Annotated in this window: 20 protein-coding genes and 1 pseudogene (1 of these 21 only partly in view); 8 read left to right on the plus strand and 13 right to left on the minus strand. The window is 66.9% G+C overall.

What is annotated here, in order from left to right; translation table 11 throughout:
- Positions 1–324: pseudogene (tyrS, locus tag Q0326_RS09815) on the minus strand (tyrosine--tRNA ligase) (it extends 923 nt beyond the left edge of the window).
- A 6-nt stretch (positions 325–330) separates the two neighbouring features.
- Here tyrS and Q0326_RS09820 point away from each other — a divergent pair.
- Entirely contained in the window at positions 331–1,458 is a 1,128-nt protein-coding gene (locus Q0326_RS09820; protein ID WP_298689659.1) for an anhydro-N-acetylmuramic acid kinase, read from the plus strand.
- 2 nt (positions 1,459–1,460) lie between these two features.
- Here Q0326_RS09820 and Q0326_RS09825 read toward each other — a convergent pair whose 3' ends face one another.
- The 5 genes from Q0326_RS09825 to Q0326_RS09845 all read right to left on the minus strand — a co-directional run bounded on the left by Q0326_RS09825 (position 1,461) and on the right by Q0326_RS09845 (position 7,072).
- Positions 1,461–2,129 (minus strand): hypothetical protein, encoded by a 669-nt coding sequence (locus tag Q0326_RS09825; RefSeq protein ID WP_298689661.1) that lies wholly within the window; start codon positions 2,127–2,129, stop codon positions 1,461–1,463.
- A gap of 104 nt (positions 2,130–2,233) precedes the next feature.
- Positions 2,234–4,270, minus strand: a complete 2,037-nt coding sequence (rpoD, locus tag Q0326_RS09830; RefSeq protein WP_298689663.1) for an RNA polymerase sigma factor RpoD — start codon at positions 4,268–4,270, stop codon at positions 2,234–2,236.
- 12 nt (positions 4,271–4,282) lie between these two features.
- Positions 4,283–6,151, minus strand: a complete 1,869-nt coding sequence (gene dnaG, locus Q0326_RS09835; RefSeq protein WP_298689665.1) for a DNA primase — start codon at positions 6,149–6,151, stop codon at positions 4,283–4,285.
- Positions 6,148–6,540, minus strand: coding sequence for a GIY-YIG nuclease family protein (locus Q0326_RS09840; protein ID WP_298689667.1), 393 nt, complete (start codon positions 6,538–6,540; stop codon positions 6,148–6,150). The genes dnaG and Q0326_RS09840 overlap by 4 nt, the downstream gene beginning before the upstream one ends.
- 76 nt (positions 6,541–6,616) lie before the next feature.
- Positions 6,617–7,072, minus strand: coding sequence for a GatB/YqeY domain-containing protein (locus tag Q0326_RS09845; protein ID WP_298689669.1), 456 nt, complete (start codon positions 7,070–7,072; stop codon positions 6,617–6,619).
- 131 nt (positions 7,073–7,203) lie between these two features.
- Here Q0326_RS09845 and carA point away from each other — a divergent pair, with 131 nt between their 5' ends.
- A complete protein-coding gene (gene carA / locus Q0326_RS09850; protein ID WP_298689671.1) occupies positions 7,204–8,448 on the plus strand; it encodes a glutamine-hydrolyzing carbamoyl-phosphate synthase small subunit in 1,245 nt (414 codons plus the stop codon).
- A 124-nt stretch (positions 8,449–8,572) separates the two neighbouring features.
- Here carA and Q0326_RS09855 read toward each other — a convergent pair whose 3' ends face one another.
- A complete protein-coding gene (locus tag Q0326_RS09855; RefSeq protein ID WP_298689673.1) occupies positions 8,573–8,920 on the minus strand; it encodes an endonuclease domain-containing protein in 348 nt (115 codons plus the stop codon).
- A 61-nt stretch (positions 8,921–8,981) separates the two neighbouring features.
- Here Q0326_RS09855 and carB point away from each other — a divergent pair, with 61 nt between their 5' ends.
- The 3 genes from carB to Q0326_RS09870 all read left to right on the plus strand — a co-directional run bounded on the left by carB (position 8,982) and on the right by Q0326_RS09870 (position 13,553).
- Positions 8,982–12,317, plus strand: a complete 3,336-nt coding sequence (gene carB, locus Q0326_RS09860) for a carbamoyl-phosphate synthase large subunit (protein ID WP_298689676.1) — start codon at positions 8,982–8,984, stop codon at positions 12,315–12,317.
- Between the two features lie 82 nt (positions 12,318–12,399).
- Entirely contained in the window at positions 12,400–12,876 is a 477-nt protein-coding gene (gene greA / locus Q0326_RS09865; RefSeq protein WP_298689677.1) for a transcription elongation factor GreA, read from the plus strand.
- A 32-nt stretch (positions 12,877–12,908) separates the two neighbouring features.
- Positions 12,909–13,553 (plus strand): rhomboid family intramembrane serine protease, encoded by a 645-nt coding sequence (locus Q0326_RS09870; protein WP_298689680.1) that lies wholly within the window; start codon positions 12,909–12,911, stop codon positions 13,551–13,553.
- 4 nt (positions 13,554–13,557) lie between these two features.
- Here Q0326_RS09870 and Q0326_RS09875 read toward each other — a convergent pair whose 3' ends face one another.
- From Q0326_RS09875 to Q0326_RS09900, 6 genes are all read right to left on the minus strand, one after another.
- Positions 13,558–13,773: a DUF4170 domain-containing protein gene (locus tag Q0326_RS09875; protein ID WP_298689682.1), complete on the minus strand. Its 216-nt coding sequence runs from the start codon at positions 13,771–13,773 to the stop codon at positions 13,558–13,560.
- Between the two features lie 88 nt (positions 13,774–13,861).
- Positions 13,862–14,467, minus strand: coding sequence for an ABC transporter substrate-binding protein (locus Q0326_RS09880; RefSeq protein ID WP_298689684.1), 606 nt, complete (start codon positions 14,465–14,467; stop codon positions 13,862–13,864).
- A 100-nt stretch (positions 14,468–14,567) separates the two neighbouring features.
- On the minus strand, positions 14,568–15,116 hold the full coding sequence (locus Q0326_RS09885; protein WP_298689686.1) for a hypothetical protein: 549 nt from the start codon (positions 15,114–15,116) through the stop codon (positions 14,568–14,570).
- A 78-nt stretch (positions 15,117–15,194) separates the two neighbouring features.
- Positions 15,195–15,494 (minus strand): DUF3618 domain-containing protein, encoded by a 300-nt coding sequence (locus tag Q0326_RS09890; protein ID WP_298689687.1) that lies wholly within the window; start codon positions 15,492–15,494, stop codon positions 15,195–15,197.
- Complete coding sequence (locus Q0326_RS09895) at positions 15,491–15,847, minus strand: phage holin family protein (RefSeq protein ID WP_298689689.1); 357 nt, start codon at positions 15,845–15,847, stop codon at positions 15,491–15,493. Before Q0326_RS09895 ends, Q0326_RS09890 begins: the two co-directional genes overlap by 4 nt.
- A gap of 4 nt (positions 15,848–15,851) precedes the next feature.
- Positions 15,852–16,397 carry a hypothetical protein gene (locus Q0326_RS09900; RefSeq protein WP_298689691.1) on the minus strand — a complete coding sequence of 182 codons (546 nt, stop codon included), beginning with the start codon at positions 16,395–16,397 and terminating at the stop codon, positions 15,852–15,854.
- Positions 16,398–16,570: 173 nt separating this feature from the next.
- Here Q0326_RS09900 and eno point away from each other — a divergent pair, with 173 nt between their 5' ends.
- From eno to Q0326_RS09915, 3 genes are all read left to right on the plus strand, one after another.
- A complete protein-coding gene (gene eno, locus Q0326_RS09905; RefSeq protein ID WP_298689693.1) occupies positions 16,571–17,857 on the plus strand; it encodes a phosphopyruvate hydratase in 1,287 nt (428 codons plus the stop codon).
- A 44-nt stretch (positions 17,858–17,901) separates the two neighbouring features.
- Positions 17,902–18,210, plus strand: coding sequence for a septum formation initiator family protein (locus Q0326_RS09910; RefSeq protein ID WP_298689695.1), 309 nt, complete (start codon positions 17,902–17,904; stop codon positions 18,208–18,210).
- A gap of 173 nt (positions 18,211–18,383) precedes the next feature.
- A partial coding sequence (locus Q0326_RS09915) for a thiamine pyrophosphate-dependent enzyme (protein WP_298689697.1) occupies positions 18,384–18,784 on the plus strand: 401 nt, incomplete at its 3' end.

The following is an 18,784-nucleotide window of genomic DNA, read 5'->3' on the forward strand; positions in this document are numbered from 1 at the left end:
CACCCCGTCGGTCATCAGCGTGCGCGCCTCGTCCTTGAAACTCGGGTCGCCGATCTTGCCGGTGCCGCCGCCCATCACGACGATCGGCTTGTGGCCGGCCTGCTGGAGTCGGCGGAGCATCATGATCTGCACGAGGCTGCCGACATGGAGCGAGGGGGCGGTTGGATCGAAGCCGATATAGCCGGGCACGATCTGCCGCGCCGCGAGGGCGTCGAGGCCCGCCGCGTCGGTCACTTGGTGGATATAGCCGCGCGCTTCGAGTAGGCGGAGCAGATCGGATTGGTAGCTGTTCGTCATCGCGGGCGGACGCCTAGCATAAGGCATGTGCGGATGGGTAGCGTGGCAGAGGAGCGGATCGAGGCGCTGCCGATCAGGCTGGCGATCGGATTGATGTCGGGCACGTCGCTCGACGGGATCGACGCGGCGCTGATCGAGACGGATGGCGAGCAGCATGTCCGCCCGATCGCCTTCCGTTCGGACCCCTATTCGGAGCAGGCCCGGCGTCAGCTCCAGGAGACGACGGGGCTCGCGCTGACCTACGAGCGACCGCGGCAGAGCCCCGAGATCGTCGCCGCGACCGAGATGCTGACTCGCCGGCATCTGCTTGTGATCCGCCAGTTGCTGGCGACCGCGGGGGTGGCGATAGAAGATGTCGACGTCGTCGGCTTCCACGGCCAGACCGTCGCGCATCGCCCCGATCGCGGCTGGACGTGGCAGATCGGCGACGGGGATGCGATGGCGGCCGCACTGGGCGTGCCGGTCGTCGCCGACCTGCGCCAGGCCGATGTCGCGGCGGGGGGGCAGGGGGCGCCCTTGCTGCCGGTCTATCACCGCGCGCTGCTGGCCGAGACCGATTTGCCGGCCGCAGTCCTCAATCTCGGCGGGGTCGCCAATATCACCTATGTCGGGGCCGACGGCGAGATGGTCGCGTTCGACACCGGGCCGGCCAGCTGCCTCGTCGACGACTGGATGGCGGCCGAGACCGGGGAAGCGTTTGACGCTGGCGGCAGGCTCGCGGCGCAGGGCGCCATTCACGACGACGTGCTGACCCAGATGCTCGACAATCCCTGGTTCGATCTGGCACCTCCCAAATCGCTCGATCGCGCCGACTTCACGATGGCGGCAGCGCGGGGTTTGTCGCCGGCCGATGGTGCCGCGACCCTGACCGCCTTCACCGCCGCGACAGTCGAGCTTGCGATCCGCCATCTGCCGGCGCGTCCCACGCGGCTGATCGTCGCGGGGGGCGGTCGCCACAATGCCACGATGATGGCGATGTTGGCGGGTGCCTGCACGATGCCGGTGGTCCCGATCGAGACGCTGGGCGCCAATGGCGATGCGACCGAGGCGGAGGGCTTTGCCTATATGGCGGTGCGCAGCCTTGCGGGCCTGCCGATCAGCTTTCCAGGGACGACCGGAGCACCGGTGCCGCTGACCGGCGGCAGACTATCGCGGCCTTAGGCTCAGCTTTCGCGCCGCGCCATCTCGCGGGTTTCGAGCAGGTCCCACAGGCCGCGATGCTGGATCAGCAGTTGCTCGGCACCAAAGGCGAGCGCGCGCTGGATCCCGGGCGTGGTCGCGACGTCGCCGGCGACCGCGATTGCGGATCCAAGATCGGGCAGGTCGATCGGCGGCGGCTGCAGGCCGAAGCGCTGCGCAGCGGTGTCGAGCACGGTGCGCATCGTCCGCCAGTCGAGCACCAGGGCAAGCGCTGCGCCGAGCGCGCATCCGGCACGTTCGGATTGGGCCAGCGTCGCCAACGCATGCGTCTGCGTCGTGACGGCGGCCTCGCTTCGCGCCTGACCGAGCGTGCTGGGCAGCGGGCCGACCGCAACGACCAGCCGTGCGAGATAGGCGCGTTCGGCCGCAAAGCCCTGCGCGGCGCGGTTGATCCAGCCGCGCGCCGCAGGATCGGTGACGCGTTGCGCTGCAAGCTCGATGACGCCGGGATAGCGACCGTGGAGCAGGCAGAGGAAATGCGCCGCATCGGCAAGATTGCGAGGGGCATAGGCGCCGCCGAGCAGCGCCGGCGCGGTTGCATAGGGATGGCGAACGCTACCACCCTCGGCGACCAGCGCGGCGAGCCTGCCGCCTATGCCGTCCGCTCGTTCGGTGATCGCCGTAGACGCCATCGATTCCCCCGCTAACGCCCACCCGATTGTGCGTCGGCAGGCGATAGCAGCAAGGGGTAAAGAGCGGGTTTACGACGCGAGCATGCGCTGAACCGCGGTTTGCCTTACTGGTCGAGGAAGCTGCGCATCTTGCGGCTGCGGCTCGGATGCTTGAGCTTGCGCAGCGCCTTGGCCTCGATCTGCCGGATGCGCTCGCGGGTCACCGAGAATTGCTGGCCGACCTCCTCAAGCGTGTGGTCGGTGTTCATCCCGATCCCGAAGCGCATCCGCAACACGCGCTCTTCGCGCGGGGTGAGGCTTGCCAGCACCCGCGTCACCGTCTCCTTGAGGTTCTGCTGGATCGCGGCGTCGACCGGGATCACCGCATTCTTGTCCTCGATGAAGTCGCCGAGATGCGAATCTTCCTCGTCGCCGATCGGCGTCTCGAGGCTGATCGGCTCCTTGGCGATCTTCATCACCTTACGGACCTTCTCGAGCGGCATCGACAGCCGCTCGGCAAGCTCTTCCGGCGTCGGCTCGCGGCCGGTCTCGTGGAGGAACTGGCGCGAGGTGCGGACCAGCTTGTTGATCGTCTCGATCATGTGGACCGGGATACGGATCGTACGCGCCTGGTCGGCGATCGAGCGCGTGATCGCCTGCCGGATCCACCACGTCGCATAGGTGCTGAATTTGTAGCCGCGACGATATTCGAATTTGTCGACCGCCTTCATCAGGCCGATATTGCCCTCCTGGATCAGATCCAGGAACTGCAGCCCGCGGTTGGTGTATTTCTTGGCGATCGAGATCACGAGGCGGAGATTGGCCTCGACCATCTCCTTCTTGGCGATCCGGGCCTCGCGCTCGCCCTTCTGCACCATGTTTACGATGCGGCGGAACTCGGGAAGCGCCATGCCCGTCGCCTGGACGATCTCGGCGATCTCGTTGCGGATGCGATCGACCGCGTCGAGTTCGGCGGCTGCAAAGGCGGCGAACTTCTTGTCGATGCCCTTGACCCGGTCGAGCCAGCCCTCTTCGAGCTCATGGTCGATATAGGAATCGAGGAACGCCTTGCGCGGCACCTTGTGGCGCTCGGCGAGGCGCAGCATCTGACCGCCCAGCGCGGTCAGGCGGCGGTTGTAGGCATAAAGCTGGTCAACGAGATATTCGATCTTGGCGCCGTGAAACTGGACGCTCTCGACGGTTGCGGTCAGCTCTTCGCGCAGGCCCTGATATTTGGCCTCCTGCGCTTCCGAGAAGCCGCCGCTGTTCATCGCGTTGACGCGGGTCTGCTGGATCTTGGCGAACTGATGATAGAGCGCGGTGATCGTCGCGAAGCGCTCGAGCGCGAGCGGCTTGAGCTGCTCCTCCATCTGCGCGAGGCTGAGCGTATTGTCCTCTTCCTCCTCCTCGACGGGGCGGGGGATGCGGCGCTCGGTGCCTTCCTCTTCCTCCTCGTCGGCAGGAGCCTCCTCGGGCTCTTCCTCTTCCTTGAACGACGGGCCGGCGGTCTTTTCGGAAATCTCGCCGTTGGCGTCGTCCTCGCCGTCTTCGCTGACCTGATCGGGGGTCGGATCCTTGTGGAGCATCGCGTCGAGATCGAGGATCTCGCGAAGCTGCATCGTGCCCTCGTTGAGCGCGGTCGACCAGTCGATGATCGCGTTGAAGGTGATCGGGCTCTCGCAAAGCCCGAGGATCATCGTGTCGCGGCCGGCCTCGATGCGCTTGGCGATCGCGATCTCGCCCTCGCGGGAGAGCAGCTCGACCGCGCCCATCTCGCGCAGATACATGCGGACCGGATCGTCGGTACGATCGACGGTCTCCTTCTTGGCGACGACCTGGAAGGCGGGTTCGGCCTCGCCGTCCGCGGCGGGCTCGTCTTCGGCCTCCTCCTCCGCGGGCTTCTCGTCGTCCGAGGCTTCCTCATTCTCGACGATGTTGACGCCCATCTCGTTGAGCGCGGACATGATGTCCTCGAGCTGGTCGGACGACATCTGGTCCTGCGGCAGCGCTTCGTTGAGCTCGTCATAGGTCAGGTAGCCGCGCTTCTTGCCGCGCGCGATCAGCTTCTTGAGCGAGGCATCGTTGAGATCGATCAGCGGCGCATCGCGGCCTTCCACCGTCGCCGTATCGTCTCCGCCATCGCTACCGTTCGACTTCGCCATTCTATCAGACCCTCAGATGTCCGCGTCGCCTGCCTGCTCCCTCAACTCGGAAAGCCGGCGGTCCGTTTCCTGTCTTTCGCGTTGGAGGTGCTGCTGCTCCTCCCACGCGCCGTCATTCGTCGCATCACCCAAACGTGCGGTCGCTTCCGCGATCCGGGCATCGAGCTCGGACCGCTTGACCATCACGTCGATGACTTCCCCCAGATCGCGGCGCGCGCGTTCCAGGTCCGCATCGCCGCGCTGGAAAGAAAAGGCAAGCCCGTTCGCACGGCCCCGCTTCTGCAAGAGATCAATCGCTCCGACTCGCAGCAATATGGTGTTTAGCGCCTCGCCTTCAAGAACGCCGCCGCGCCAGGCCGCCTCGACCAGCGCCGATCGGACCTGATCGAGCGCCGGATCGGCGAAGACCAGATGCGACAGCGCCTCGACATGCTCGCTGATCGCCACCGGCACGCGGACCAGCCCCGAGAGCAGCGCGCGCGCGGTCGCGGGGTCGATTCCGGTGCGGCTCATCGCCTTGGCAGCGTCCGAGACCGGGCGAAGGACCGGCCAGGCGCCCCGCCGGTCGCCGGGCTTGGCCGGACGCCCGGGCGGGCGTGGCTGCCATTCGCGCTTGGGCGGCGTGAACAGCGCGTCGGCGCGTTGGCGGAAGTCGCTGGCATAGGCGTAGCTGACGTCGCGGTCGGCGATCGCGCGGGCATGTTCGGCGAGCCGTTGCTTGAGACCGGCACGCGCCTCCGGCGTGTCGAGGGGGAGGGCGGACTGCTCGTGGCGCCACAGCCGCTCGACCAGCGGCTCCGGCGCGTCGAGCAGCGCCTCGATCGCCTGCCGGCCGCCGGCGCGCACCAGATCGTCGGGATCCTGCCCCGCCGGCAGCGTCAGGAAGCGCAACGTGCGGCCCGGCTGGAGGAAGGGCAGGGCACGGCTGATCGCGCGCACCGCCGCTTTCTGCCCGGCGCCGTCGCCGTCGAAGCAGAGGATCGGTGCGGGATCGAGCCGCCACAGGCGTTCGAGCTGGCCTTCGGTGAGTGCGGTGCCGAGCGGCGCCACCGCCTCGTCGATCCCCGCACCGGCGAGCGCGATGACGTCCATATAACCCTCGACCACGATCACCCGGCCTGCCTTGCGGCTGGCGGCCGCGGCACGGTCGAGGTTGAACAGGGTGCGGCCCTTGTCGAACAGCGCGGTCTCGGGCGAGTTGAGATATTTGGGCTCGCCATCGCCCAGAATACGCCCCCCGAACGCGATCGTGCGCCCCCGCGGGTCGCGTATCGGGATCATCAGCCGGCCGCGGAAGCGGTCATAGGGTTCGCGCTTGCCCTCTTCGGGCTGGATCAGCATCCCGCACTCGACGAGCTTCTCGTCGCCGACGCCCTTGAGCGCCGAGCGCAGCGCGGTGCGGCTCTCGGGGGCGAGCCCGATACGGAAGCTGCGCGCCTGCGCTTCCGAGATTCCGCGCTTGGCGAGATAGGCCCGCGCGCTTGCCCCCTCGGCGCGGCCGAGCTGCTCGACATACCAGGCTTCGGCCTGGCCCATGACGTCGTGCAACGTCGAGGCGCGCTCAGCCTGTTCGCGCGCACGGGGATCCTGCGCGGGGACGTCGAGGCCGGCGGCCTGCGCGAGTTCCTTGACCGCGTCGATGAAGGGCAGGCCCTGGTGATCGGTCATCCAGCGGATCGCATCGCCGTGCGCGCCGCAGCCGAAGCAATGGTAGAAACCCTTGTCGTCGTTGACGGTGAAGCTCGGCGATTTCTCATTGTGAAACGGGCAGCACGCCTTCCACTCGCGCCCGGCGCGCTGCAGCTTGGTGGTCTTGCCGATCACGCCCGACAGCAGCGTGCGCGCGCGGAGTTCATCGAGCCAGGCGGGGGAGAGGGTCATGGAGCGGGCGTTTCGTTGGGAGCCCGTCCTTCGGGAGGCTCGGGACGATCGGGTTCTGCTTGGTTGGCCACAAAAACCCCGTTCGTCCTGAGCGAAGTCGAAGGACGGGCCTCACGCGCTACCGCCAACTCCGAAATCCGTGTCCAATCCCCTGCGATCAGCGCTTCCTTCTTGGCGCGCGACCAGCCTTTGATCTGGCGTTCTGCCGCCAGCGCCTCGTATCGCGAGCCGAAAGCTTCGCTCCACACCAGCGTCACCGGCAGGCGCCGTGCGGTATAGTCGCAGCCCTTGCCGGCTTCGTGCTGCGCGATCCGCATCCCGAGCGCGTCGGTATGGCCGGCATAATAGCGACCGTCAGCGCAGCGCAGAAGATAAGTCCAGAATGCCACCGCATCTCCTGTAGCACGTCCTTCGACTTCGCTCAGGACGAACGGTGGAGGGAGCGCAATCCGCTTCCTCCGTCTCTCACCCCGCCAGCCGCGCCTTCACCAGCGCGCTGGCCTTGCTCATGTCGAGGCTGGTCGCGTGGCGCGCCTTGAGCTCGGCCATCACCTTGCCCATGTCCTTGAGACCAGCCGCGCCGATCTCCGCCTTGATCGCGTCGATCGCCATCACCGTCTCCTCGTCGGTGAGGCGCTGGGGCAGGAAGCCCTCGATCACGACCAGCTCCGCCGCTTCCGCCGCCGCAAGCTCGGGGCGGTTGCCCTTTTCGTACATGTCGATCGATTCGCGGCGCTGCTTGGCCATCTTGTTGAGCACCTCGACGACCAGCAGGTCGTCGTCGGCGGGCGCCTGGCCGGTGCGCGCCTCGATGTCGCGGTTCTTGATCGCGCTGGAAATCAGGCGGAGCGCGCCGACTTTGGCGCTCTCGCGCGCCTTCATCGCGGCGACGAGCGCCTGCTGGATGTCGTCTCGTATCATGGGGCCCCACGGCAAAGCGGAAAGGAAGGGATATAGCCGAGCACGCGGTTTTTTACTAGATTGACCGCAGCCGGAGCCGTCCCTACCAACCCCGCCGTTTACCCGCCCGCCACCATCAAGAGGAGCCGATCTTGGCCGAGACCACGCGCGTGCCCGACGGGGCCACCGGAGTCCTCGTACTCGCCTCAGGCGCCGTGATCTTCGGTCGCGGCTTCGGCGCGGTCGGTTCCGCGGTCGGCGAGGTGTGTTTCAACACCGCGATGACCGGCTACCAGGAGGTGATGACCGATCCCTCCTATGCCGGGCAGATCGTCACCTTCACCTTCCCGCACGTCGGCAATGTCGGCGCCAACATCGAGGACGTCGAGGCGGTCAACCCGCATGCGCTCGGGCTGATCGTGCGCGAGGACGTGACCGCACCGTCCAATTTTCGGTCCGCTGGTCGGTTCGACGACTGGCTGCGATCCAACGGCCGGATCGGCCTCGCCGGCGTCGACACCCGCGCGCTCACCCGCGCGATCCGCATCGAGGGTGCCCCCAACGGCGTGATCGCGCATGATCCGGCGGGCAAGTTCGACATCGCGGCGCTCACCGAGCAGGCGCGGGCGTGGCCGGGGCTCGAGGGGATGGACCTGGCGAAGGACGTCTCGACGCTGCAGACCTATGATTGGGACGAGGGTCTTTGGAGGCTGGGCGAGGGCTACACCCCGTTCGTCCCAAGCGAAGTCGAGGGACAAGATGCAAGCGCGGCGCCCGAAGCCGGTCCCTCGACTGCGCTCGGGACGAACGGAGAGGGCGGTGACGCCCGTCCCCACGTCGTCGCGATCGACTACGGTCTCAAGCGCAACATCCTGCGCAACCTCGTCGCCGCCGGCGCGCGCGTGACCGTCGTGCCCGCGACCGCGACCTTCGACGAGGTGATGCGCCACCGGCCCGACGGCGTGTTCCTCTCCAACGGCCCCGGCGACCCCGCCGCGACCGGCGTCTATGCGGTGCCGGTGATCCAGGAGCTGATGGCAGTCGGCAAGCCGATCTTTGGCATCTGCCTGGGCCACCAGCTGCTCGGCCTCGCGATCGGCGCGAAGACCTACAAGATGCACCAGGGCCACCGCGGCGCCAACCATCCGGTCCGGCGATCGGACGACGGCCGCGTCGAGATCACGAGCATGAACCACGGCTTCGCCGTGGACGCCGACACGCTGCCCGCCAACGCCGAGGCGACGCACGTCTCGCTGTTCGACGGCTCGCTGGCCGGATTGCGGCTCACCGACAAGCCGGCTTTCTCGGTCCAGTACCACCCCGAAGCCAGCCCCGGCCCGCAGGACAGCCACTATCTGTTCGAGCAGTTCGTGAGCCAGCTCCGGAGCGCCGCATGACTCCCTCTCCCCATCGGGGAGAGGGTCGGGGTGAGGGGGAGCGCGCGTGAGCGCGCGTGGAAGGGTCGTTGGTGCCACGAGCGTCGGCCACCCTCACCCAACCCTCTCCCTCAAGGGAGAGGGCTTAGGCCTTGGCGATCAGGATCGTGCGTCGGATATCCTCCAGCACGCCTTCGGCGTTCGCCAAGACATTGTAGTTCCAGTATCGCCGCACGGTATAGCCCGCCGCCTCGATCGCAGCCGTTCTGGCCGCCTCGCGCGGATCGTCCGCGTGCTGCCCACCATCCACCTCGATCACGAGCCGCGCCGAAGCGGCCGCAAAATCCGCGACATACCCTGCGATCGGCACCTGCCGCCTGAACTTCACGCCCTCCACCTGCCGGCTGCGCAGCTGCGACCACAATCTCGCTTCCGCATCGGTCGATCGCTGGCGCAGGCCGCGCGCGATCGCGATGTTCCGTTCCGTCGTCATCGCCGGACGCCCTCACCATATCCTCTCCCAAACGGGAGAGGGCCAATAGGTATCGCCTGACATGCCCAAACGCACCGACATCTCCTCCATCCTCGTGATCGGCGCGGGGCCGATCGTGATCGGGCAGGCGTGCGAGTTCGATTATTCGGGCACGCAGGCGATCAAGGCGCTGCGCGAGGAGGGCTACCGGATCGTCCTGGTCAACTCGAACCCGGCGACGATCATGACCGATCCCGACATGGCCGACGCCACCTATGTCGAGCCGATCACCCCCGAGATCGTCGCCAAGATCATCGAGAAGGAGCGCCCCGACGCGATCCTCCCGACGATGGGCGGGCAGACCGCGCTCAACACCGCGCTCGCGCTGTTCCACGACGGCACGCTGGAGAAATACGGCGTCACCATGATCGGCGCCGATGCCGAGGCGATCGACAAGGCCGAGGACCGACAGAAATTCCGCCTGGCGATGGACAAGATCGGGCTCGAATCCGCGCGCTCTGGCGTCGCGCATACGGTCGAGGAGGCGCTGGTCGTGCTCGAACGCACCGGGCTGCCCTCGATCATCCGCCCGTCCTTCACCATGGGCGGCACCGGCGGCGGCATCGCCTACAATAAGGAGGAGTTCCTCCGCATCGTCACCGGCGGGCTCGACGCCTCGCCGACCACCGAGGTGCTGATCGAGGAATCGCTGCTCGGCTGGAAGGAATATGAGATGGAGGTCGTGCGCGACCGCCACGACAATTGCATCATCATCTGCTCGATCGAGAATATCGATCCGATGGGGGTGCACACCGGCGATTCGATCACCGTCGCGCCCGCGCTGACGCTGACCGACAAGGAATATCAGATCATGCGCAACGCCAGCATCGCGGTGCTGCGCGAGATCGGCGTCGAAACCGGCGGCTCCAACGTCCAGTTCGCGGTCAACCCCGCCGACGGCCGGCTGATCGTGATCGAGATGAACCCGCGCGTCTCGCGCTCCTCGGCGCTGGCGTCGAAGGCGACGGGCTTCCCGATCGCCAAGGTCGCCGCCAAGCTGGCGGTCGGCTATACGCTCGACGAGATCATGAACGACATCACCGGCGCCACGCCGGCGTCGTTCGAGCCGACGATCGACTATGTCGTGACCAAGATCCCGCGCTTCGCCTTCGAGAAGTTCAAGGGCAGCGACGATACGCTGACGACCGCGATGAAGAGCGTCGGCGAAGTCATGGCGATCGGGCGCAATTTCCACGAGAGCCTGCAGAAAGCGCTGCGCGGGCTCGAGACCGGGCTGTGCGGGCTGAATCCGGTCGATGCGCTCAAGGGGCGCCCGCGCTCTGAGATCGAGGCGGGGCTGGCGCGGCCGACGCCCGACCGCCTGCTGATCGCGGCGCAGGCGTTGCGCGAAGGTTTCACCGTCGACGAGATCCACGCGATCGCCAAATATGATCCGTGGTTCCTCGAGCGGCTGCGCGAGATCGTGGCGGCCGAGGTGTCGGTGCAGACCGACGGCCTGCCGCAGGACGCGGCCGGCATGCGTCATCTCAAGGCGATGGGCTTTTCGGATCGCCGGCTCGCCTGGCTGGCGCTGGAGAGCGCGCATCTGCGTCCCGGCACAGAGCGGATGAGCGCGCGCGGCACCGGGCTGATCCACGATACGCTGACCGCGATGACCGGCGGCGTCACCGAGGCCGAGGTGCGCGCGCTGCGCCACAAGCTGGGCGTGCGCCCCGTGTTCAAGCGTATCGACACGTGCGCGGCCGAGTTCGAAGCCAAGACGCCCTATATGTATTCGACCTACGAGGCGCCCGCCTTCGGCGAGCCCGAGAATGAGGCGATGCCGTCCGACCGCAAGAAGGTCGTCATCCTCGGCGGTGGCCCCAACCGGATCGGGCAGGGGATCGAGTTCGATTATTGCTGCTGCCATGCCTGCTTTGCGCTCAGCGACGCGGGCTACGAGACGATCATGGTCAACTGCAACCCGGAGACGGTGAGCACCGACTATGACACCTCGGACCGCCTCTATTTCGAGCCGCTGACCGTCGAAGACGTGCTCGAGATCCTGCATGTCGAGATGTCCAACGGCACGCTCCACGGCGTGATCGTCCAGTTCGGCGGGCAGACCCCGCTCAAGCTCGCCGCCGAGCTTGAGGCCGCGGGCATTCCCATCCTCGGCACCAGCCCGGACGCGATCGATCTCGCCGAGGATCGCGAGCGCTTCGCCGCCTTGATCGAGCGGCTCGGGCTCAAGCAGCCGCGCAACGGCATCGCGCGGTCGCGCGACGAGGCGATCGCGGCGGCCGAGCGCGTCGGCTACCCCGTGCTGGTGCGGCCCTCCTATGTGCTCGGCGGGCGCGCGATGGAGATCGTCGACGGCCCCGAGCAGCTCGACCATTATATCCAGACCGCGGTGCAGGTGTCGGGCGACTCGCCCGTCCTCATCGACCAGTATCTGCGCGACGCGATCGAGGTCGATGTCGATGCGATCGCCGACGGCACCGACGTCAAGGTCGCAGGCGTGATGCAGCATATCGAGGAGGCGGGCGTCCATTCGGGCGACAGCGCCTGCACGCTGCCGCCCTACAGCCTGTCCGCACCGATCATCGCCGAGATCGAGCGCCAGGCCGACGTGCTCGCGCGCGCGCTGATGGTGAAGGGGCTGATGAACATCCAGTTCGCGGTGAAGGACGGCGAGGTCTATCTCATCGAGGTCAACCCGCGCGCCAGCCGCACCGTACCCTTCGTCGCCAAGGCGATCGGCGTCCCCGTCGCCAAGATCGCCGCGCGCGTGATGGCGGGCGAGATGCTTGCCGACCTGCCGAGCCTCGCGCACGACATCGGCCATATCGCGATCAAGGAGGCGGTGTTCCCCTGGGGCCGCTTCCCCGGCGTCGATCCGGTACTTTCGCCCGAGATGAAGTCGACCGGCGAGGTGATGGGGATCGACGACAATTTCGAGGCGGCCTTCTACAAGTCGCAGCTTGGCGGCGGCGTCGTGCTGCCGACCGGGGGAACCGTGTTCGTCTCGGTCAAGGAAGGCGACAAGGCGCACATCCTGCCGGGCGTGAGGCTGCTCGCCGACATCGGCTTCACCATCGTCGCGACCAGCGGCACCGCCGATTATCTCGGCGGCGAAGGGATCGTCGTCCAGCGCGTCAACAAGGTGGCGCAGGGGCGTCCGCACATCGTCGATCGCATCAAGGACGGTGGCATCGACCTGATCTTCAATACGACCGAAGGCTGGCAGTCGCTCAAGGACAGCCGCGAAATCCGCGTCTCGGCGGTGACACAGAAGATTCCCTACTTCACGACGGCGGCGGCGAGCGTGGCTGCGTCGCGCGCAATCGCGGCCTTGCGGGATCGTCCGCTTGAAGTGCGACCGTTACAATCCTATTATCCTTCGCTGCCGCTTTAAACTCCCACCATCGTAGACGCGTTGGACGGCCCATCGGGAGGGGCCGATAGCGGTAATATTTGCACGAAAGGCAGTGGTTAGGATGGCGACGGTCGAAAAGATGCCGATGCTCGAGGAGGGTCACCGGCTGATCACCGACGAGTTGCATCGTCTCAAGCACGAGCGCCCCGGCATCATCGATGCGATCGAGGAGGCGCGCGCGCACGGTGATCTTTCGGAAAATGCGGAATATCATGCCGCCAAGGAGCGTCAGGGCCAGATCGAGGCGTCGATCGCCGATCTCGAGGACCGGATGAGCCGCGCGGTGGTGATCGATCCCAAGACGCTGTCCGGCGACAAGATCGTGTTCGGCGCGACCGTCCATCTGATCGACGAGGACGACAAGCCGATCACCTATCAGATCGTCGGCCAGATGGAGGCCGACGCCAAGCAGGGCAAGATTTCCTACAATTCGCCGCTCGGTCGCGCGCTGATCGGGCGCAAGGTCGGCGAGGACGTCGAGGTGACGGTGCCGTCGGGCGATCGCTTCTACACGGTCGACAGCATCGAATTCATCTGAGCGTCCGGACGGCCTAGCGACAGCACGGCGCGATGCGTCTGCCCCCCGCCCGCGCGACGATCGCGATCGTCGTCGTCACCGCGCTGGCCTGGCTTTCGGCCACCAGCGCGGGGCAGGACGAGCGCGTCGCGCTGCTCGCCGGCTTCATCCCCGCGCGCTGGACATCGGGGCTCGCGATCGTCGGCGCGGTGCCGGCGTGGCTGACCCCGCTCAGCGCTACGCTCGTCCATGGCGGGCTTTGGCACGTCGCGTTCAACCTGCTGATGATCGGCTTCTGCGGGCGGCTGGTCGAGGCGTCGATCGGGCCGCTGTGCCTCGTCGTGCTCTATGTCGTCGGCGCCTATGCCGCGGCGGGCGCGCAGTGGCTGATTGATCCGGCGAGCGTGATTCCGATGATCGGCGCCAGCGGCGCGGGCTCGGCCGTGATCGCCGCCTATGCTTTGCTCTACAGCCGGCAGACCGTCAGGAATTGGGGACCGATCCCGGGCAAGTTGCTGCACGTTCTGTGGCTGGCGGCGGCCTGGATCGGCCTGCAGGCCATGATCGGGCTGTCGTCCGCGGGCCTTCCGGGCGTCCCGAACGGCGCCTCGATCGGCACCGCCGCGCATGTCGGCGGCTTTCTGGCAGGTCTGGTGCTGGCGCGGCCGCTTTTGCTGTTTCGCTACCGCCGCGCCTAGGCGATCAGAGCGCGTCCGGCTCGAGCAGGCGGTGCAGATGCACCACGACATATTTCATTTCGGCGTCGTCGATCGTTTTTTGCGACGCGCTCCGCCACGCGTCGGTCGCACTGGCGAGATCGGGGAAGACGCCGACGAAGTCGATGGCCTTGAGATCCTCGAACTCGAGGCCCTGCGGATCGAGGACGCGGCCACCGAAGACGAGATGGAGCTTGCTCATGATATATTGCCCGGATGCTGTGGATCGCCGCAGCCGCTAGGCGGGTTCGCCGCGCCGCACAAGAGGCGGCACGGCGAAGTTTCGTGCTTTACGACGAACGCGATTTCATGAACGCGACGAGCTTGTCGAAGCCGTTCTTCTGGACATAGCCGTCGAAGTCGGCGGTCTGCGTCAGGACGAGATTGATCCCCGATACCGACAGGTTGCTGACCTTGTATCCGCCATCCACCTTCTCGACCGTCCAGATCGCGTTGATCGGGCTCTGGCCGGGCTGGATCACCTGGCTCATCACGGCGGCGCCATTGGCGTTCTGCGCGGCGCGGGTGACCTTCACCTGGGCATTGGCATAATCGTAGAGCCGGTCGGCATAGGTGCCGATCAGGAAGCCGGGCAACGCCGCCTTATAGGCCTGATACTGCGCGGGGCTGATCTGCGGGCGCCAGCGGCGGATCAGCCGGTCGCCGATTTCGTCGACCGCGAAATACTGGCCGAGCAGCGTGCGGAACTGACCGCGGGCCGACGCCTTGCTGCCGGTGTGCAGGGTCTGGAAGGCCTGCGTCGACAGCGTCTCGATGAAGCGCGAGGGATCGCTGCTGTCGATGGCGGCGGCAGCAGCCGGCGCGGCGATCATCGGGGCGGCAAGACTCGAAGCCCCAAGCAGGGTGGCGCCGAGCAACAGGCGGAAGCGGGTCATGCGATATACTCCAAGAGAGGGCCAGACCCCCTCGCGGTGGCCTGGCCGATTCGATCTAGCGTCAGCCGAATGAACATCGGCTGGGGAAGGTAGTGGACGCTCAGCCGGTCGGTTTGCGCGCGCTTTCCAGTGCGGCCGCCCCTGCGGTGCCGGCGGCTGCGATCACGTTGTCGAGCAGCGCCTTGACGGTATCGCGCGCCTGGTCGCGGCTCAGCCCAAGCTCGGCGAGCTTGTCCCGGCCCGCGTCCTTGGCCGCATCCGCGGCTTCGCGCGCGGCGCCCTGTAGCTTGTCGCCGACGACGCCCAACACCTGGGTCTCGCGCTCGGTCCGCGGGAGCAACGCGCCGAGCGCGGCACCGATCGCTAGGCCGCCGAGCAGCGCGACGATCGGATTGGCGTCGAGGCCTTCGGTTGCGGTCTTTCCGGCCGCCTGCGCCTTTTCGCGTGCGGCGGCGTAAGCCTCGGCGGCCTTGTCGCGGCTGGTCGCGTAGACGTCGCCGACGACCTCGCGCGCTTGGTCAAGGCCGTCCTTGGTGCGCTCTAACGCGGCATGCGCAGCGTCGCTCGCCTTGGCACGGGCATCGTCGAGGCCGTCGCGGATCGCGTGGCGGGTCTCGTTCGGCGTCTTGCTATCGGAGGTCGCGGTCATCGGCGTATCCTTTCGATCGGGCGCGCGGAAGTGCACGCGCATTACCGGCCCCAACGGGCGACCGGTGTCGTGGTTTCGTCATTTTCGCGAGAACAGTCGGCGCAGCAGACGCGCGACCGGCCGCCGCGCGACGAACAGCGCTACTCCGGCCGCGCTTGCCGCGGTCGTGCCCGGATAGTCGCGAACGGCATTGCCCGCGGTTTCGGCGAGGTCGGCCGAGCGGCTCTTGACCCCGTCGATCGCCTCGTCGAGCAGGCTCGCCGGTGCGAGCCGATGCTTGATGCCGTCGAGCGTTTCGCCGAGTTGGGCCCGGGCGGCCGCGGCTTGCGCCTCGGCTGCATCGAGATCGTTGATGTCGGCAAAGGGGGTGCGGGTCATGTCGTCTTTCCCGCCGAAGCCTTGGCGTCGGCTGGACCGGTAAAGGCGCGAAGCGCGCCCCAGGCGAGCAATCCGGCGATCAGCAGCATCGCGATCATCACGATCCCACCCGCCGCCGCGCCCCCAACCAACGCCGCGAGTTGCAGAACCAGTCCCACCATCGCGGCCACGACCGCGCCCTGGACGGCGAGCAGGGCAATGACCAGCAATGCGATCGCGCTGCGCGACCGCCGCACGAAATCATAGCCGCGTGCCTTGACCAGATGGACTTCCGCGCGCGCGACGGCACGCACGTCATCGATCAACTGGCCGATCAGCGCCGGCAGCCCGAGTACGCCTTCCCCCCTTGCCATAGCGTCAATCGGCCGATTGCGGTTTCGGCGACGGACCATCCTTGGGCGAGGGCGATTTGGCAGATACCGTCTTGGCGGTCTCGTCGAGAGACTCGCTGCCCGCCTTGATGATTCGTGCCAACACGAAGCCGGCGGCGGCGGCGGCGCCAATCGCGATGGCCGGCGAGCGGCGGACTAGGTCGCGCGCATCATCGATCAGCTCGTCGACATCCTTGTCGCGCAACGTGCCCGAGAAGTCGGAGACCGCGCCGGCCGCCTTGCGGACGTAATCGCCATAGGATTCGCCGAGCGCGCTATCGACTTGCCCGGCGCCGTCGCCGATCATCTTGGCGAACGAGTCGAGGCCGGCGGATGCGCGTTCCTTGCCCTGTTCGGCATAGCCACGCGCCTTGTCGGCCGCCTGTCCCGTGAACTCGGACGCCTTGTCCTTGAGGTCAGCCGTGTCGATCCGCGCCTTGCCGCGCGACGTGCCGTCGTCCGCATCGCGATTGTTGTTCGAGCTGGCGCCGGGGACGATCTGATCGGTGCCTTCGGGAAGTGCTTCGGCCATGACGGTCCTCATTTCGTTACGCGGGCGACAATGACCCGCCATCGCCGATAAAACCAGCCTCGCCGCGTAACGGTTCCGTCACCATCGCGCATGGCGGGCGATTGCGCCACGCGGAGGGCGTCGCTAACAGCCTTGCGCAACGCAGGACGCTGCCATCCGGGAGACTTATCGCCATGACCGCCATCATCGACGTCCACGCTCGCGAGATCCTCGATAGCCGTGGCAATCCCACGGTCGAAGTCGATGTGACGCTCGAGGACGGAAGCTTCGGCCGGGCGGCGGTGCCATCCGGCGCCTCGACGGGTGCGCATGAGGCGGTCGAGCGCCGCGATGGCGACAAGGCGCGCTATGGCGGCAAGGGCGTGCTGAACGCGGTCAAGGCGGTCAACGGCAAGATCGCCAAGGCCATTTCGGACTATGAGGCCGAAGACCAAGCCGAGATCGACGCGGCGATGATCGCGCTCGACGGCACCGACAACAAGTCAAAGCTCGGCGCCAACGCCATCCTCGGCGTCAGTCTTGCGGTCGCCAAGGCGGCCGCCGACAGCCGCGGGTTGCCGCTCTACCGCTATGTCGGCGGCGTCTCGGCGCATGTTTTGCCGGTGCCGATGATGAACATCATCAATGGCGGCGAGCATGCCGACAATCCGATCGATTTCCAGGAATTTATGATCGTGCCGCACGGTGCGGACACGCTTGCCGAGGCCGTGCGCTGGGGCGCCGAGATCTTTCATACGCTCAAGAAGGGCCTGCATGATGCCGGCCTCTCGACCTCGGTGGGCGACGAAGGCGGCTTCGCGCCCAATATCGGCTCGACCACGGATGCGCTCGACTTCATCCTCAAGTCGATCGAGAAGGCCGGCTACAAGCCTGGCGAACAGGTCGCGATCGCGCTCGATTGCGCGGCGACCGAGTTTTTCAAGGACGGCGCCTATGTGATGGCGGGCGAGGGCAGGACGCTCAGCCCCGACGAGATGGCCGCCTATCTCGCCGATCTTGCCGCCAAATATCCGATCTGGTCGATCGAGGACGGCATGGCCGAGGACGATTGGGCGGGCTGGAAGACGCTGACGACGCTCGTCGGCAACAAGGTCCAGCTGGTCGGCGACGATCTCTTCGTCACCAATCCCAAGCGGCTGAAGCGCGGCATCGACGAGGGCATCGCCAACTCGCTGCTCGTCAAGGTCAACCAGATCGGCTCGCTAACCGAGACGCTCGAGGCGGTGTCGATGGCGCAGCGCGCGCGCTACACCGCGGTGATGTCGCACCGCTCGGGCGAGACCGAGGACGCGACGATCGCCGATCTCGCGGTCGCGACCAATTGCGGGCAGATCAAGACCGGCAGCCTCGCGCGCTCGGACCGGCTCGCCAAATATAACCAGCTGATCCGGATCGAGGAGGAGCTGGGTGGGGCAGGTCGCTATGCGGGCCGTGCTGCATTTGCGACCAATGTCGGCTGAATAGCGCTTGAGTCGGCGGGCGTTTGCCACAATAATGCCCGCCCATGCGCAGACCCGATCCTATCGCCATCATCAAGGCCGCGGCAGCGCCTGCGCTGGCGCTGCTGGTGATCGGTAATTTCGCGGGTTACGCGATTGCGGGCCCGAATGGGCTGCTGGCGCTGGGTGACTATCAGCACCAGCTCGCGGTCCGCAAGGCGCAGCTGGCGCAGGTCGAGGCGCAGCGCAATGCGCTCGCGCATCGCGTCGCGCTGCTCGATGCGCGCCACGTCGATCCCGACATGGCGGACGAGCTGGTGCGCCGCGACATGGGTCTGGCGCGTCCCGATGAAGTGATCATCCCTACGCCCTGACGGGCGGTCTATACGCCTGCCGGATGCCGTATCGTTTTGCGTGCGGCTTGCCGTTGCGGAATCGGTCGGTGGGCGTATATCGCGCCCATCTGAGACGCCAACCGAAGGGCCCCATCTTGGCGAGACCGTCCACGAAGAGCGCTGCCGTTCCCAAAATCGAGCCGGAGGCCGTCTTGACGCCCAACCGCGAACGCCCCGCCGAGCCGAACCGCTATGAGCCGAGCAAGGCCGAGCTGCTCGAATTCTACCGACAGATGGTGCTGATCCGCCGCTTCGAGGAGCGCGCCGGCCAGCTGTACGGCCTTGGCCTGATCGGCGGCTTCTGCCATCTCTACATCGGCCAGGAGGCGGTCGCGGTCGGGCTGCAGTCCGCGCTCGACAATGAAAAAGACAGCGTGATCACCGGCTATCGCGACCATGGCCACATGCTCGCCTATGGCATCGATCCCAAGATCATCATGGCCGAACTCACCGGGCGCCAGTCGGGCATCTCGAAGGGCAAGGGCGGCTCGATGCACATGTTCAGCGTCGAGCATAAATTCTACGGCGGCCACGGCATCGTCGGCGCGCAGGT

This window comes from uncultured Sphingomonas sp., assembly GCF_937859915.1.
Classification (GTDB): domain Bacteria; phylum Pseudomonadota; class Alphaproteobacteria; order Sphingomonadales; family Sphingomonadaceae; genus Solisphingomonas.

What these genes read in the sequence shown, in the direction of transcription:
- Q0326_RS09855 (WP_298689673.1), bottom strand. Translation starts at nt 8,920, where the DNA reads ATGACGACGGAACGGAACATCGCGATCGCGCGCGGCCTGCGCCAGCGA.
- Q0326_RS09890 (WP_298689687.1), bottom strand. Translation starts at nt 15,494, where the DNA reads ATGACCCGCACCCCCTTTGCCGACATCAACGATCTCGATGCAGCCGAG.
- Q0326_RS09900 (WP_298689691.1), bottom strand. Translation starts at nt 16,397, where the DNA reads ATGGCCGAAGCACTTCCCGAAGGCACCGATCAGATCGTCCCCGGCGCC.
- Q0326_RS09870 (WP_298689680.1), top strand. Translation starts at nt 12,909, where the DNA reads ATGCGTCTGCCCCCCGCCCGCGCGACGATCGCGATCGTCGTCGTCACC.
- Q0326_RS09910 (WP_298689695.1), top strand. Translation starts at nt 17,902, where the DNA reads ATGCGCAGACCCGATCCTATCGCCATCATCAAGGCCGCGGCAGCGCCT.
- Q0326_RS09885 (WP_298689686.1), bottom strand. Translation starts at nt 15,116, where the DNA reads ATGACCGCGACCTCCGATAGCAAGACGCCGAACGAGACCCGCCACGCG.
- dnaG (WP_298689665.1), bottom strand. Translation starts at nt 6,151, where the DNA reads ATGACCCTCTCCCCCGCCTGGCTCGATGAACTCCGCGCGCGCACGCTG.
- Q0326_RS09875 (WP_298689682.1), bottom strand. Translation starts at nt 13,773, where the DNA reads ATGAGCAAGCTCCATCTCGTCTTCGGTGGCCGCGTCCTCGATCCGCAG.
- greA (WP_298689677.1), top strand. Translation starts at nt 12,400, where the DNA reads ATGGCGACGGTCGAAAAGATGCCGATGCTCGAGGAGGGTCACCGGCTG.
- Q0326_RS09895 (WP_298689689.1), bottom strand. Translation starts at nt 15,847, where the DNA reads ATGGCAAGGGGGGAAGGCGTACTCGGGCTGCCGGCGCTGATCGGCCAG.
- Q0326_RS09820 (WP_298689659.1), top strand. Translation starts at nt 331, where the DNA reads ATGGGTAGCGTGGCAGAGGAGCGGATCGAGGCGCTGCCGATCAGGCTG.
- Q0326_RS09825 (WP_298689661.1), bottom strand. Translation starts at nt 2,129, where the DNA reads ATGGCGTCTACGGCGATCACCGAACGAGCGGACGGCATAGGCGGCAGG.
- Q0326_RS09880 (WP_298689684.1), bottom strand. Translation starts at nt 14,467, where the DNA reads ATGACCCGCTTCCGCCTGTTGCTCGGCGCCACCCTGCTTGGGGCTTCG.
- carB (WP_298689676.1), top strand. Translation starts at nt 8,982, where the DNA reads ATGCCCAAACGCACCGACATCTCCTCCATCCTCGTGATCGGCGCGGGG.
- rpoD (WP_298689663.1), bottom strand. Translation starts at nt 4,270, where the DNA reads ATGGCGAAGTCGAACGGTAGCGATGGCGGAGACGATACGGCGACGGTG.
- Q0326_RS09845 (WP_298689669.1), bottom strand. Translation starts at nt 7,072, where the DNA reads ATGATACGAGACGACATCCAGCAGGCGCTCGTCGCCGCGATGAAGGCG.
- eno (WP_298689693.1), top strand. Translation starts at nt 16,571, where the DNA reads ATGACCGCCATCATCGACGTCCACGCTCGCGAGATCCTCGATAGCCGT.